The 14,975-nt window shown below is 68.3% G+C and carries 12 protein-coding genes; 6 read left to right on the top strand and 6 right to left on the bottom strand.

What is annotated here, in order from left to right:
- The 5 genes from pqqD to WT24_RS02355 all read right to left on the bottom strand — a co-directional run bounded on the left by pqqD (window position 1) and on the right by WT24_RS02355 (window position 4,405).
- Window positions 1-282, bottom strand: a complete 282-nt coding sequence (gene pqqD / locus WT24_RS02370; RefSeq protein ID WP_006480620.1) for a pyrroloquinoline quinone biosynthesis peptide chaperone PqqD — start codon at window positions 280-282, stop codon at window positions 1-3.
- On the bottom strand, window positions 279-998 hold the full coding sequence (gene pqqC / locus WT24_RS02365) for a pyrroloquinoline-quinone synthase PqqC (protein WP_059790080.1): 720 nt from the start codon (window positions 996-998) through the stop codon (window positions 279-281). Before pqqC ends, pqqD begins: the two co-directional genes overlap by 4 nt.
- A 2-nt stretch (window positions 999-1,000) precedes the next feature.
- Window positions 1,001-1,924: a pyrroloquinoline quinone biosynthesis protein PqqB gene (gene pqqB, locus WT24_RS02360; RefSeq protein ID WP_060030905.1), complete on the bottom strand. Its 924-nt coding sequence runs from the start codon at window positions 1,922-1,924 to the stop codon at window positions 1,001-1,003.
- Between the two features lie 61 nt (window positions 1,925-1,985).
- Window positions 1,986-2,060 carry a pyrroloquinoline quinone precursor peptide PqqA gene (gene pqqA / locus WT24_RS31965; RefSeq protein ID WP_006485436.1) on the bottom strand — a complete coding sequence of 25 codons (75 nt, stop codon included), beginning with the start codon at window positions 2,058-2,060 and terminating at the stop codon, window positions 1,986-1,988.
- Between the two features lie 314 nt (window positions 2,061-2,374).
- Window positions 2,375-4,405 carry a sigma-54-dependent Fis family transcriptional regulator gene (locus WT24_RS02355; protein ID WP_060030902.1) on the bottom strand — a complete coding sequence of 677 codons (2,031 nt, stop codon included), beginning with the start codon at window positions 4,403-4,405 and terminating at the stop codon, window positions 2,375-2,377.
- A 307-nt stretch (window positions 4,406-4,712) separates the two neighbouring features.
- Here WT24_RS02355 and WT24_RS02350 point away from each other — a divergent pair, with 307 nt between their 5' ends.
- On the top strand, window positions 4,713-5,729 hold the full coding sequence (locus tag WT24_RS02350) for an alpha/beta fold hydrolase (RefSeq protein WP_060030899.1): 1,017 nt from the start codon (window positions 4,713-4,715) through the stop codon (window positions 5,727-5,729).
- Between the two features lie 54 nt (window positions 5,730-5,783).
- Here WT24_RS02350 and WT24_RS02345 read toward each other — a convergent pair whose 3' ends face one another.
- A complete protein-coding gene (locus tag WT24_RS02345) occupies window positions 5,784-8,114 on the bottom strand; it encodes a TonB-dependent receptor (protein WP_060030896.1) in 2,331 nt (776 codons plus the stop codon).
- A 431-nt stretch (window positions 8,115-8,545) separates the two neighbouring features.
- On the opposite strand from WT24_RS02345, the gene WT24_RS02340 reads away from it, so the two are divergent.
- The 5 genes from WT24_RS02340 (at window position 8,546) to WT24_RS02320 (ending at window position 14,836) form a co-directional block, all read left to right on the top strand.
- Complete coding sequence (locus WT24_RS02340; RefSeq protein WP_060031121.1) at window positions 8,546-10,267, top strand: methanol/ethanol family PQQ-dependent dehydrogenase; 1,722 nt, start codon at window positions 8,546-8,548, stop codon at window positions 10,265-10,267.
- A 91-nt stretch (window positions 10,268-10,358) separates the two neighbouring features.
- Window positions 10,359-11,564: a c-type cytochrome gene (locus tag WT24_RS02335; protein ID WP_060030893.1), complete on the top strand. Its 1,206-nt coding sequence runs from the start codon at window positions 10,359-10,361 to the stop codon at window positions 11,562-11,564.
- A gap of 96 nt (window positions 11,565-11,660) precedes the next feature.
- Complete coding sequence (locus tag WT24_RS02330) at window positions 11,661-11,975, top strand: high-potential iron-sulfur protein (protein WP_060030890.1); 315 nt, start codon at window positions 11,661-11,663, stop codon at window positions 11,973-11,975.
- Between the two features lie 145 nt (window positions 11,976-12,120).
- Window positions 12,121-13,191, top strand: a complete 1,071-nt coding sequence (locus WT24_RS02325) for a porin (protein ID WP_060030888.1) — start codon at window positions 12,121-12,123, stop codon at window positions 13,189-13,191.
- A 238-nt stretch (window positions 13,192-13,429) separates the two neighbouring features.
- The gene (locus WT24_RS02320; protein WP_060030886.1) at window positions 13,430-14,836 is read left to right on the top strand and encodes a methyl-accepting chemotaxis protein; all 1,407 of its coding nucleotides are present in this window, start codon (window positions 13,430-13,432) and stop codon (window positions 14,834-14,836) included.
- Window positions 14,837-14,975 lie beyond the last annotated feature (139 nt).

Here is a 14,975-nt window from a genome sequence, read left to right as displayed (position 1 = left end):
TCAGTCCAGCCAGCCGCGCAGTCGCGCATGATCGAGAAAACGGTAGACGTCGGTCGCGAGATCCGATTGCATGAACAGGCGCTCGAGTTCGCCGATGATGTCGTCCAGTTCGCGCGTGCCGTCGCAGCGCGCGAGAATCTCGCCGGCACTCGGATTGAGCTTGACCATGCCCTCCGGATAGAGAAGTACGTACGCATCCTGGGCCGCCTCCCATTGCAGGCGGTACATGCCCCTGAGGCAGGGGCGCAGCGGCACGCCGCTGGCGGCTTCGATCGCGTTCATTGGGGGTAGGCCTTTTCGACGGCGTCGAGCATCGACCACAGGATGTCGAGCTTGAATTGCAGAATGCCGAGCGCGCGCTGCTGGGCGTCCGGTGTCGTGAAATGCTGCAACGTGACCGCGAGCCCATGCTCGACGTCGCGCTGCGCGAGCGGCACGCGGCTGCGGAAGTAATGCAGCCCGGCCGGCTCGATCCACGGGTAATGCGACGGCCAGCCCGCGAGCCGGTCGAGATGAATCTGCGGTGCGAACATCTCGGTCAGCGACGAGCACACGGCTTCCTGCCACGGCGCACGGCGCGCGAAATTCACATACGCATCCACCGCGAAACGCACGCCGGGCAGCACGTGTTCGAGCGACCACAGTTCGGCACGCGTGAGGCCGCACGCCTCGCCGAGCCGCACCCACGCCTCGATGCCGCCCTCGTTGTCGCCCTGCCCGTCGTGGTCGATCAGCCGCTGGATCCAGCGGCGCCGCGTATCGCGATCGGCGCAGTTCGACAGGATCGCTGCATCCTTGAGCGGAATGCAGATCTGGTAGTAGAAGCGGTTCGCGACCCAGCCGCGGATCTGCGCGGGCGAACAGGCGCCGCTGTTGAGCCGCCGGTTGAACGGATGATGGATGTGATAGCGCGATTCGAGCGCACGCAGGCGCGCCTCGAATTCGGTCGCGGTCCAGGGCGTCGCGTGCAACGCCGTAGCGGGGATCGGTGCGTTCATCGTCAGACCTGGAATTGCATGCCGTCGTGTGCGACGTCGATGCCATGCGCACGCAGGTGCGCGTGTTCGATGGAATGCGGATCGAGAATCGGGTTCGTGTTGTTGATGTGCGTGAGCACCTTGCGCGTTCGTGCGGGCAGCAGGTCGAGCCAGTCGATCATGCCGGGCCGCCCGCCTTCCGCGCACTGCGCGAGATGCCCCATGTCGGCCGCGTGCTTGCCCGACAGGCCGAGGTCGATCATCTCGGTCCCGGTCCAGAACGTGCCGTCCACCAGCACGAGATCGGCGCCGTCCATTGCCGCGCGCACGTCGTCGGTGACCGACGCGAGCCCCGGCGCATAGAACGCGCGCCGCCCGCTCCCGACGTCTTCGATCGACAGCGCGATGTTGTCGCCGGGCGCGGCCGCCGCGCGCCGCGGCGAATAAGGCGGCGGCTTGCTGTCGACGGCGATCGCGGTGAAACGGATCCCGCCCGCCGCCGGCACCGCGAACGGCTCGCCGGGCACGATCGTGTGCGCGGCGACGCCGCAGTAATGGCCGAGCAGCGGCACGAGCGGCAAGCCGGTCGACAGGTCGTCGAGCACCGGCGCGCTCGCGTAGACCGGCAGCGGCGTCGAGCGCTCGCGCAGCATCAGCAGGCCCGTCACGTGATCGATCTGCGCATCGCACAGCACGACGGCGGCGACGCCGCTGTCGCGGATCGCGCGCGCCGGTTGCAAGTCCGGATCCGCGCGCAACTGGGAAAGAATGTCGGGCGACGCGTTGACGAGGACCCAGTCGACGCCGTCGTCGCTGACCGCGATCGACGATTGCGTGCGCGGCAGCACGTGGCCGCTTCCGCTGCGCGCACGGCGGCAGTTCGCGCAATTGCAGTTCCATTGCGGCAGGCCGCCGCCGGCTCCCGAGCCGAGTATCTTGATCTTCATGGGCGTCAATTCCCGAGGCCGCCCGCGCCGACCACGGCGAAACGGGCGGCGCGCACGGCGATCAGCGGTTGGCGATGTACATCGTGATTTCGAAGCCGAAGCGCAGGTCGGTGTAAGACGGTGTCGTCCACTGCATGGTGTGTCTCCTGTCGAGTTGATGATTGAAGCGTTGCTGGATGGATCGAACGACCGCGGCAATCGAGCGGTCGGTTCCTGTTTAGCAAGGAGCGTGCCGAAGCCGTACTTCGGCGGCACGGCGGCCCTCGACGGCCGTCATCCGGGCATCGGAACGCAATCCTTACGAATAGCCGACACGATTCCCGCGAATGCGTGCCGCCGCCCCGGCGGCACGCTGTCCGCGAGTGGTCACAAGTGTTGAATCGTTGAACACCGGTGTTGCAACTTGACACACCGGCTGTGACAGGTCGGGCACCGTGCGACGGCCGCGCGTCAGTCGCCGTCGGATGGATGGCGCCCCGCGTCGGCGGCCGGCATCTTCCGGTAGATCGTGTTGCGCGAGACGCCGAGCGCGCGCGCCGCGGCGGATACGTTGCCGCCATGACGCGCGAGCGCGGCGGCGATCGCGGACGCGGCGACATCCTGGAGACGCGCGTCGGCGGGTAGCGACGCGTCCGCGATGCGGGCCCCGCCGCCCGCCGCGGCGAGCGCATCGGGCGTGGTCTGCACGGCCTGCGCGTCGGCGCGCCGCAGGTCGTCGAAGAAGTCGTCCGGCAGGTGCTCGCGCCGGATTTCGCCGTCGTCGTCGACCATGGCCGCCGCCGTGCGCAGCAGGTTGCCGAGCTGGCGGAAATTGCCCGGCCACGTGCAGCGCACGAACAGCGCCATCACGTCCGGCGCGACGGACAACGGCGGCCGGCCGGGGCCCGCGAACGCCTCGCGTTGCAGCATTTTCTGCACGACGACCGCGAGATCCGTGCGGTCGCGCAACGGCGGCAGGCGCACCACGAGGCCGTTGAGCCGGTAGTACAGATCCTCGCGAAAGCGGTTCTGCGCGATCATCTCGCGCAAATCGCGGTGGGTCGCGCAGATGATCGCGATGTCCACGGCGATCGTCTTCGTCGACCCGAGCGGATTCACGAGGCGCTCCTGCAGCACGCGCAGCAGCCGCACCTGCAGCGGATACGGCATGTCGCCGATCTCGTCGAGGAACAGCGTGCCGCCGTTCGCCTGCAGCAGCTTGCCGATCGCCCCCTTGCGGCGCGCACCGGTGAACGCGCCCTCCTCGTAACCGAACAGCTCGGACTCGATCAGCGTCTCCGGAATCGACGCGCAGTTGACCGCGACGAACGGCGCGGCGCGGCGCGGCGAGTCGTTGTGGATCGCCTGCGCGAGCAGTTCCTTGCCGGTGCCGGTCTCGCCGGTGATCAGGATCGGGATGTCCTTGCCGATCACCTTGCGCACCTTCGCGATCACGCACGCGACCTGCGCGTCGCCGGTGTCGAGATAGTGGAGCCGCGACAAGCCGGCCAACGTGCCCGCGGCCGGCGCGGGCGCCGCGTTCGAGTGTGCGGCCGGCGCCCCCGCGTCGTGGACGTCGGTCGGCCGGCTGCCTTCGGCGAGCGTCGCGCGGCGAAAGTGCACGCGCGCGCAGACCACCGCGCCGTTGCCGAGATTCAGCATCAGGTGCCGGTCGGTGCTCGCGCGCATGCGGTCGATCAGTTGCGCACTGGTGATGTCGAACAGCGATGACAGCGTGTGCGCGCGCAGCGCGGCGAGCGGCATGCCGAGCTGGAACTGCGCGCTGCGATTGGCCGACAGGAAGCGGCCGTCCGCGGTGAACGCGACGATCCCCTCCATCAGCGTGCCGAGGAACTCGGGGCGGCCATGGAACGACACCTGCAGCGTTTCCTGGAAGGTCGTCGTAAACAGGTGATTCTCGATCATCTGCACCGACATCTTCGCAAGCGCCATCGTGTGCTGGTGATAGCTGCGGTGATCGCCCGTCACGTCGAGCACCCCGATCGCGTCGCCGTACGGATCGAGGATCGGCACGCTCGAACAGGTCAGGAAGCGGTTCGCGGCCAGGAAGTGCTGGTCGCCGTGGACGACCATCGGGCACAGCTCGGCCAGCGCCGTGCCGATCGCGTTGGTGCCCTGCCGGTTCTCCGCCCAGTTCGCGCCCGGGCGCAGCGCGACTTTCTCCGCGCGGCGCAGGAAATCGTCGTCGCCGATCGAATGCAGGATCAGGCCTTCCGCATCGGTCAGCACGATCATGCTCTGCGTGTTGACGATCTGCTCGTGCAGCGTCTCCATCACCGGCATCGCGTGCACGCACAGCACACGGTTCTGCTCGCGCTTGAGCACCAGCGCCGAGTTCGACAGCACGTCGTAGTCGGGCCGTGCCGACACCCGCAGGCCGAACGTCTCCGAGCGCTCATGGGCCTTCTGGATCGATGGTGCGGGCCAGCCAGCGGGATGCGCGGCCCGTGACCCGGCCGCCTGCTCTACGTCGTCGCGCATTGTCTCCTCCGGGGGATCCTTCCGGTCAACTGCCGGATGCTTTGCCGTCATTGCAAGCAAGCATCGGGCCACGCCGGCACCCGGATACGAATTGAAAGCACGATGTAATGAATCGTCCGGGTGTGGCGGCGTCGCGTCGCGCGACGGCCAAGGCTTCGTGATACCGCGATTTCCCGACGCGCGGCTACCCGTGCGAATCCGGAGCTTTCCGGCTGGCGCGTTTCTGGCTTCATCGCAGAACCCATCCGGTCGCCATGCCCAGCCGAGCGACGGTTGCCTCTTCCCATTCCGCCCGAACCCTATCGACATGACACGTCGCCCGATTCGATCCACGCCGTCGCCCGCGCCGCGGGCCTTGTCCGACACGCCAGCGTCGCCGACCGCGCCCGTGCGCCGCCGCCTGCACCGCGACGCGCAATCGATCGCATTCGCCGTGGCCGGCGCCGCGCACGGCCATCCGGTCGTCGTGCTGCACGGCGGGCCGGGCAGCGGCAGCCAGGCCGGCATCCTGCGGCTGTTCGATCTCACCTGCATGCGCGTCGTGCTCGTCGACCAGCGCGGTGCGGGCGCATCCGCTCCACGCGGCGGCACGCGCCACAACAACACCGCGCAGTTGATCGCGGATCTGGAGGCGGTGCGCGAGCAGCTCGGCATTGCACGCTGGGGCGTCGTCGGCGGATCGTGGGGCGCCGCGCTCGCACTCGCGTATGCCGGCACGCATCCGGAGCGGGTGACGGGCGTCGTGCTGCGCGGCCTGTTCCTGACGTCGCCACGCGAAGTCCGCGGACTCTTCACGACTTCCCGTTCGCGGGCGCCGCGCGAATGGCGACGCCTGCATGCAGCGGCCGGCGGCGGCCGGCCGGACCGCCTGCTGTCGCGCTGCGCGCAGCGGCTGCGCCACGGCGCGGGCGCGGGCGGGCAGCGCGCCGTGGCGCTCGCGTGGCGCGCGTATGAAAACGCCGTCCTCGGATCGGCGCGCACGCGCCGCTCGCCCGTGCGCGCGATCCGTTCGGACAAGACCGTCGGCCGGCTGATCGACAAATACCGGATCCAGGCGCACTACCTGCAACACGATTGCTGGCTCGGCGAGCGCCGCGTGCTCGCGCTCGCGCGACGGGCCACGCAAGCCCGCGTGCCGCTGTTCGCCGCGCACGGGATGGACGATCCCGTTTGCCCGGTCGACAATGTCGAGCGGCTCGCGCGCGCCGCTCCCGACGCGAAGATCGAATGCGTGAAGGCCGGGCATCTGGCAAGCGAGCCCGCGTTGGCGCGCAGCGTCGCACGCGCCGTGCATGCGATGTTCGCGACAACGCCGTTCGCGTGACGACTCCGCGCCCATTCGCGTCGTGACGCGATCACGCACGCGGCCGCGCGCCGCTCAATCCCACGCATAGCGCACGCCGACCCACGCGCCGCGCGGCGCGCCCGGCCCGACGAACTGCTCGTTCACCGGATGGGCGCCGTCGAACGTGTGGTTCGGCCCGTTGAAGAAATTCTGGCCGAGCGCGCCGAAGCTTGCGTAGTGCTTGTCGAACAGGTTCGTCACGCTCGCGAACACCTCGACCCGCTTCGTGACCCGGTAACGCATGTCGAGATCGACCAGCACGTAGCCCGCGATCCGGCCGTTCGCGTCGGCGTTGTTCTCGTCGCCGCGCGCGTACACGTCGCTGCGCCAGGTGACGTTCGCGCCGATGTCCCACGCGCGCGTCGCCGCATAGTCGAGCCGCAGCTTCACCGTATGCGCGGGAATGCCGGGCACGCGGTCGCCCGGCTTGACCGTCACGTTGCCGTTCGCGTCAGCCGCCGAATTCGCGGGGCTGTGTTCGGTCCAAGACGATCGGTAAGTCGCATCGACATGGCTGTACGACAGCCCGACACCGAGCGGACCGAGCCGCGTGCGGCCGGCGAGCTCGATACCCTGCCGCCGCGTGTCGCCGACGTTGCGGAAATAGCCCTGCGCACTGGCCGGGCTGCTGATGAATTGAATGTCGTCGGTCAGCGTCGTGCGGTAGGCGGCGGCGCTCCAGGTCGTCGCCGCGCCGATGCGGCCGCGCACGCCGGCTTCGAACGTCTTCGAGATCACGGGCTTGAGCGCCGGGTCGGCGATGAAGTCGTTCGGCAGCGAACACGGTGCGGCCGGGTCCGCGCAGGCGAGCTCGATCGCGGTCGGCGAACGCATGCCTTCGTTGTAGGCCGCATACGCGGTGAAGCCCGCGACCGGGTTCCAGTTGAGCCCGACGGCCGGGTTGAAGCGCGAGAACACATGGTTGCCGTCGAGCAGCGGCTGCACGCCGCTCTCGTCGCCGATCCGTGCCTTCGACCAGTCGTAGCGGCCCGACAGCGTCAGCGTCCAGTGCGGCGTCAGCGACAGCGCATCGCTCAGGTATGCGCCGACATTCGCGTTGCGCGTCTTCGCGCTGGTCTGCCGGACGAAATCGCCGACGCCGATCGCCGCGCGCGCGTCGGTGAAAGACGCGTCCTGCGACGACGCGACGTAGCTCGAGTTCGCGATATCGGCCGACACGCCCGCGACCAGTTGATTCTCCATCCCGCCGAGCTTGCCGAGCAGCGTGAGCTGCACGCTGCCGCCGTAGCTGTCGGTGACGAGCGTCGATTGCGCGTTGCGGCCCTGCACCGTGTCGACCGTACCGTCGTCGTCCACCGATCCGTAGTCCGTATTGTTGTTGCTGCTCGTGTTGGCGTTGCGCAGGTGCCGGTAGTACGCATTGCCGCTCAACTCGACGTGCTCGCCGAAAAAGCGGTCGCCCGACAGCGTCAGGTAGCCGGCGCCGTTGCGGTTGCGGTCCGGATACGTATACGCCTGCTTCGGGTTGCCGAGGAACGAGCGTGGGATCGTCTGGGTGCCGGACAGCGTGTTGTCCGCGCCGCCTGCGGCGATCGACAGCGTCGTGTCCGCATCGGTGTAGCGCAGCTTGCCGAACGCCTGCCTCACGCGGCTCGCGTTGCGGTCGGCCCAGCCGCCGTCGTTCGCGACGTTCGCGCTCGCGTAGTAATCGAGGTTCGGGCCGATCGTCCCGCCCTGCTCGATACCCGCGGTCTTGCGGCCCCACGCGCCGCCCGACACCTCCGCTTCGCCGCCCGGGTTCGACCGGCCGTTCTTCGTCGTGATCGCGAGCGCACCGCCGAGCGTATTGCGCCCGTACACCGGGTTGGAGCCCGGAATCAGCTGCACGCGGTCGATCGCCTGCATGGGCAGGATGTCCCAGTTCACGACGTCGCCGAACGGCTCGTTCACGCGCACGCCGTCGACGAACACCGACAAGCCCTGCGGCGTGCCGAGCAGCGGCGACGCGGCGAAGCCGCGATAGTTGACGTCCGTCTGGTACGGGTTGCCCTGCGCGTCCGAGATCGTCACGCTCTGCAGGTTCGCGGCGAAGAAATCGGCGAGCGTCGCACGGTGCTGCACGTCGAGCTCGGCCGCCCGCACCGTCTGCACGTTCGCCGGCACCTTCGACAGCGGCGTGCCGATCCCGAGCAGCGGCGTCGTGCCGACGACGACCACCGCGGGCAGCACGACGGTCGAGGCGGGCAGCGCGGCCGCGGCGCCCTCCGCCTGCTGCTGCGCGCGCACGCCACCGGGCGACAGGCCGCACAGCGCCAGCGCGCCGAGGGTCGTGCCGACGCATCGCACACGCCGGCCACGCCGCGTCGCGACGTCGCGCCCGGCTGTCTTTGGCCTCCTGATCATTTCCGTTGTCTCCGCACTTGCATTGCGCCGGCCCGTGCGATGCACCGCGCGGCGACGGGTGTCGCGAAGCCGGCGTGCGAGAACCGTGCCAGCCCCCGAGCAAGAGCGGCGCGCACTGCCCCGCCCATCGCGTCGGACCGGCATGCGCGCGACCGACGGCCCGCTGTTCCGCGGACTGCGCCACCTGTCATGTTTGGCAACACTTCGCGCGCGACGGTGTCCCTGAATGCAACACCTTCGTCGAGCCGATGGCGCGCTGCGTCGCGCGACGCATCGCCTGCGATGCGCCGGTGCGCCGCGCCACACCGGCTTCCGGCCGCGATGGCATGCGACTTGCGTGACGGGCAGTGCACTCGGCCCGGAACCCCAACCGTGCCGGCGCGACGAATCGTTCGCGGCGCGGTGCGACCACAATGACCCAGGAGACAACCATGAAGAAACTCTCGGCTTCAGCGAGCCGGCTGGCGACGATCGGAATCGCGGTGGCGGCCGCCGTCGCGCTGAACCCAGGCCTCGTCGAAGCGGCCGCGGACTACCCTGCCGTGACCTACCAGCGCCTGAACGATGCACACGGCGACCCGGGCTGGCTGACTTACTACCGCACCTACGACGGCCGCTCGCATTCGCCGCTCAAGCAGATCGACACGTCGAACGCGAAGGATCTCAAGCAGGTGTGGGCGTACAAATTCCCCGCCGACCTGAAGCAAGGCTTCGAGGCCACGCCGATCGTCAACGGCAACTACCTGTTCGTGACGACGCCGAAGGACAACGTCTACGCGTTCGATGCGAAGACCGGCAAGCAGTTGTGGAAATACGAGCCGAAGCTCGGCGCCGCATCGTTCAAGACCGCGTGCTGCGACGTCGTCAACCGTGGCGTCGCGCTGTACGGCAAGAACGTCTACATCGCGATGCTGAACGGCGAAATCGCGGCGCTCGACGCGCAGAGCGGCAATCTCGTGTGGAAGAAGCAGATGTTCGAGCCGGGCCTCGGCTACGCGTTCTCGCTCGCACCGCTCGCGATCGACGGCGCGATCGTCGTCGGCACGTCCGGCGGCGAATACGGCATTCGCGGCTACATCGCCGCGCTGAATCCGGAGGACGGCTCGCAGATCTGGAAACGCTACACGATCCCCGCCGCCGGCGAAAAGGGCGCGGAAACCTGGCCCGACGGCATGCAAAGCCATGGCGGCGGCGCAGCGTGGCTCACCGGCACGTACGACGCCGCGTCGCGCACGCTGTACTGGGGCGTCGGCAACCCCGGCCCATGGCTCGCGGCGCTGCGTCCCGGCGACAACCTGTATTCCGACTCGCTGCTCGCGCTCGATGCGAAGAGCGGCAACCTGAAGTGGCATTACCAGTACACGAACAACGACACGTGGGACTACGACGGCGTGAACGCGGCCGTCCTCGCGGACATCAAGTACAAGGGCAAGGACTACGACGCGATCATCCACGCCGACCGCAACGGCTTCTTCCACGCGATCGACCGCACGACCGGCAAGCTGATCTACGCGACGCCGTTCGTGAAGGCGTTGTCGGTCACCGGCTACACCGCCGACGGCAAGCCGATCCAGGACGCATCGAAGTTCCCGAAGGCCGGCACGACGATCGAAACGTGCCCGAGCTTCCTCGGCGGCAAGAACTGGTGGTCGATCTCGTATGACCAGGAACGCAACATCGCGGTCGTACCCGCGCTGCATGCGTGCATGAGCCTGACCGGCAAATCGGTCAGCTACATGGAAGGCCTGCCGTATCTCGGCGAAGGCTTCGAGATCAAGCCCGAGCCGGGCAGCGAAGGCTACGGCGAACTGACGGCCATCGACGTGAACACCGGCAAGAAGCTGTGGAGCCACTGGTCGAAGAAGCCGTGGAACGGCGGCGTCGCGACCACGGCGAGCGGCCTCGCGTTCAGCGGCTCGCTCGACGGCCACCTGTACGCGTTCGATACGGCGACCGGCAAGGTGCTGTGGGAAAGCCCGCAACTGGCGAGCGGCATCATTTCGCAGCCGTCGGTGTACGAGGTCGACGGCAAGGAGTATGTCGCCGTGCTCGCCGGCTACGGCGGCGCGAACCCGATCTGGGGCGGCCCGATGGCCGACATCGCGAAGGACGTTCCGCGCGGCGGCACGCTCTACGTGTTCGCGCTCGACTGAACCGGCGCCACGCCCGAATCGCGCCCGAATCGCGCCCGCATGCGCCCGATGCGGGCGCGACGCCCCACCCGCTTCAACCGGACCCACGACCATGAATACTCGCCTCACTTCCGTTACCGTCGCCAGTCTGCTCGCCGTGGGCGTGGCGCTGACACCGGCAGCCGCGTCGGCCGGCGTGCGCGTCTGCACGTTGCCCGGCAGCCCCACCACGGCGCTCGACCGCTCCGTTGCGCGCGAGGTGTTCCGCACCGCGGGCATCGCTGCGACCTTCAACACCCGCGGCGTCGACGACAACGGCGACGACGACGGCATCTCCGCCAGCGAGCTGACGAAATCGCTCGAACGCGACTGCGACGTGATCGCGGGCTTCCCGCGTTCGGCGATCGCCGATGCGTCGGGATCGAAAATGACGTTCTCGCAAGGCTATCTGCGCTCCGGCTACGTCAGCGTGTCGCTGCGCGACGCGCAAGCGCCGACCGGCGCGAAGGAAACGATTGCGGCCACGTACGGCAGCCCGTCGCAACTGATCGCCGCGCAGCAGGCGAACGCCCGCTTCGACCTCGAAAACACGAGCGAAAAGACGATCGGCGCGCTCGCCACGGGTCGCGCGCAGCGCGCGATCGTCTGGTATCCGAGCGTCGTCGCCTACGAGCGTGCGCATCCGCGACAACGGTTCAAGGTGGCGGCGACATCGTCGCCGTACTCGGACTGGCAACTGTCGTTCGCGTTCGGGCCGGGCAAGGACGCGCTGCAACGGCGCATCGACGCCACGCTGTCGCGGATGAGCGGCAACGGCCGTCTCGCGTCGCTCACGCGCGGCTGGACGCTTCCCGACGACATCGCGCAAGCCGCCGCCACGCCCGTGCCCGCGCGGTTTCTCGACGGTGCGATCGCGGCCGCTCGGCGGCCGGCAAAAAGGGGCTTCATCAAGGTTTCGACGAGCGAAGGCAGTGGCGTCCCGTCGTTCGACCAGGCGCAGGTGCAACACGGCAAGAAGCTCTATACCGATGCATGCGCGAAATGCCACGGCGACCAGCTCGAGGGCAATACCGCACCCGCGCTGAGCGGGGAATCGTTCGCGCCCGAGGGCAAGTCGCACATCACGGTCGGCGGCATCTTCCTGTACATGTCGAGCAACATGCCGGCCGATCGCCCCGGCAAGATGACTGCCCAGGAATACGAGGACCTGATGGCGTTCCTGCTGTACTCGAACGGCTACGACGCGTCGAAGACCAAGCTGACCGCCGATATCGCCAACGCGTCGAAGGCGCCGCTCGTCGCCGGCCCGCGCAAATAACTTCCCGCCCGCTTTCGTTTCGGTCGACCTTCGTGCCCGGCAGCATGCCCGGCGCGCGGGTCGGACTTTTCTCGTCATTTCATTCAGGAATACATCATGATCTCCCGACATCGCAGAACCTTCTTCGTACAGGCCGCCGGCCTGTGCGCCGCGCTCGCGGCCGGCACGCGCGCATTCGCAGCCGCACCGCCCGTCGACGAGAACGACGCCGCAGCGAAGACGCTCGGCTACCGCGCAAAGGTCACGGCCGTCGATGCCGGCAAGTTCCCGAAGTATCAGGCCGGACAGACCTGTTCGAACTGCCGCTTCTACAAGGCCGCCGCGGGCGAATCCTTCGGTACTTGCCCGATGTTCGCGGGCAAGACGGTTGCCGCCGAAGGCTGGTGCAACGTCTATGCCAAGCACGCCTGAGGCCGGGCCCGCGCGCGACGGCGCGTCGCGGCGCGGCGCCGTGCGTTCCCCGACGGCACGGCATGCAGGCGGCTCGCATCGCTTTCGCCATCGAATCTTTAATTAGTTATACGTATTACAACATTCACAAAAACGGAGACACACGATGAAGAGCAGGACATGGACGATTTGCGCGGCGCTGCTCGGCGCGGCGGCAAGCCCGAACGGTTTCGCGCAGAGCAGCGTCACGCTGTATGGCGATCTCGACGCCGCATTGCTCTATACGAACCGATCGCTCGATTCGGCAACCGGCGGCAACGCCGGCCGACAGTTCGCGCTGACCGACACGGGCATGACGCCGACCAACTTCGGCATCGCGGGCACCGAGGATCTCGGCGGCGGGCTGCACGCGAGATTCAAGCTGGAAAGCGGCTTCAACGTCACGGACGGCGCGTTCGGCCATTCGAACGGCAACTTCTTCGGCCGCCAGGCGTGGGTCGGAATCGACGGCGGCTTCGGCGAAACGAAGGTCGGCCTGCAGTTCTCGCCGTTCGTGCTCGCGATACTCGGATCGGATCCGCGCAACGTCTCGCACTTCGGCGCCGCGCTGGTGCCGTATGTCGACAACGTGCTCGTCACGGGCCTGTTCAACCCGAACGCGATTTCGTACACGAGCCCCACGATCGCCGGGCTGACGGCCAGCGCGATGTTCGGTTTCGGCGGCAAGGCCGGCGACTTCCAGGCGGGACGCCAGTATTCCGGCAGCCTCACCTATACGAACGGCGGCTTCATGCTCAACGCGGCGCTCTACGACGGCAACGGCGGCACGTCGCCGACGCCGGTGCCGAGCACGGTCGCGTTCGTCGGCCGCACGATCGGCACCGCCTATACGTTCGGGCCGGTGACCGGCAAGGCGTCGTTCACGAGCTACAAGGTCGCCGGCTCGTCCAGCAACAACGTGTACAGCGCCGGCCTCGACTATCGCATCACGCCCGCCCTCGACCTGAACACCGGTGCGTGGTACACGACCGACCGCAACGATTCGCACAATCATTCGCTGCTTGCCGCGATCGGCGCCGACTACAGCCTGTCGAAACGAACGGGCCTGTATGCGCAGGTTGGCGTGGTCAACAACCACGGTGCGATGAATACGGGCCTCGGCATCACGGGCGGCGCGTTGTACGGGTTGCCGGGCACGACGGTCGGCGTCAACACAGGCATCCATCACGTGTTCTGACGCAACGCCTGCGCACGGGCGGCCGCCGCACGCCGCCCGTCCGGCTCCGCACCGCGGGGGCGCCGCCACGGAAACGTGGCGCAAACGCATCCCGGCCGGCATCGGTCCGACCATCCAGCATGCCGATCTCGATGTTTACCCGACCTCAAGTCCGCGGCCGTGGGGCCGTCAAGTCAGGAACGCACGCCCAACATTCGCCGGGAAACCGGCGCGCATGCCCTCAAGGAGGCCCACCAACGTGAACTTCTTCGGAATCGGCCGCGGCCGCCGTTCGTCGCGCGCGCTCGTCGGCGACATCGCCGAGCAGGCCGGCAGGCTCGGCATCGAGATCTGCGACGTGTCGGGCCACGTCGAGGAAGTGGCGGCCCGCGTCGCCCGGCAGGCGCAGGTGTGCCATACACTCCGCGAATCGGCCGCGCTCACGCTGCGCGGCAACCACCGGATCGCCGAGGCCGCGCAGCAGGTGCGCGACGTCAGCGCCAATGCGTCGAATGCGGTCCGGCAGTCGCAGCAGACGATCGAGGCATCGCTCGCCGACATTCACGGCCTCGTCGAGGGCGTCACCACGATCGGCGATCAAATGGGCGCGCTGCGCGACGCGCTCGATCACGTGCGGGCCGTATCCGAGGAAATCTCCGTCATCGCGCGCCAGACCCACCTGCTCGCGCTGAACGCCGCGATCGAGGCCGCACGCGCCGGCGAGTCGGGACGCAGCTTCGCGGTCGTCGCGGCCGAGGTCAAGAACCTGTCCGCGAAGACCGGGCAGGCGACGGCCCAGATCGAGACGACCCTCGCGCGGCTCGCCGAGCAGACCGAACACCTGATCGCGGAAGGTACCGACAACGCCGCCCGCGCGCATCGCGTGCGCGAGGGCACGCGCACGATCGGCGAGGTCGTGCATGCGACCGGCCACGCGATCACCGAGCTTGCAGGAGAAGCCGAACAGATCGCGTCGCTGACGGACGAGATCGAGACGCAGTGCCACCGTCTCGACGAGCAGGTGGGCGAGATGGCGTCCGGCGTCGAGAATTCGGCCGACAACTTCTCGCAGGCCAAGGACCGGCTCGGCAATCTGCTCTCCGTCTCCGAGACGCTGATCGAGCTCACGGCCGCGACCGGCATCGAATCGCCCGACACGCGGCTGATCGACACCGCGCGGCACACGGCCGCCGCGATCGGCAAACTCTTCGAGGAGGCGGTCGGCCGCGGCGATATCGCGCTCGACGCGCTCTTCGATGCGCACTACGAACCGATTCCGGGCACCGACCCGCAGCAGTTCATGACGCGCTTCACCGCGTTCACCGATCGCGTGCTGCCCGCCATCCAGGAGCCGGTGCTCGACGTGGACGAACGCATCGTCTATTGCGCGAGCTTCGACCGCCAGTGCTACCTGCCGACCCACAACCGGAAGTTCTCGCTGCCTCAGCGCGCAGACGCCGCCTGGAACGCGGCGAATTGCCGGAACCGCCGGATCTACACGGACCGGACGGCGCGCATGTCCGTTTCGCATAACAAGCCGTTCCTGTTGCAGACCTATCGCCGCGACATGGGCAACGGCCAGTTCGTGCTGATGAAGGACGTATCCGCGCCGATCGTCGTCGGCGGCCGGCCATGGGGTGTCCTGCGGATCGGCTACAGCGTCTGAATCGGCGCGGGGCCGCGCCTACTGCGCCAGCCCTACCCCAGCCGGCGCCCGTCGAGCGCCGCCCGCGCCATGTGCGCGGGCGAAAGACCGGCCGCCTCCGTGACCGGAATCGTCATTGCACACTCTCTCTTTTTCAGCC

Origin of the sequence: Burkholderia sp. MSMB1078WGS (genome assembly GCF_001528895.1) — a bacterium.
Taxonomy (GTDB): domain Bacteria; phylum Pseudomonadota; class Gammaproteobacteria; order Burkholderiales; family Burkholderiaceae; genus Burkholderia.
This window is presented reverse-complemented; position numbering and strand designations above follow the sequence as displayed.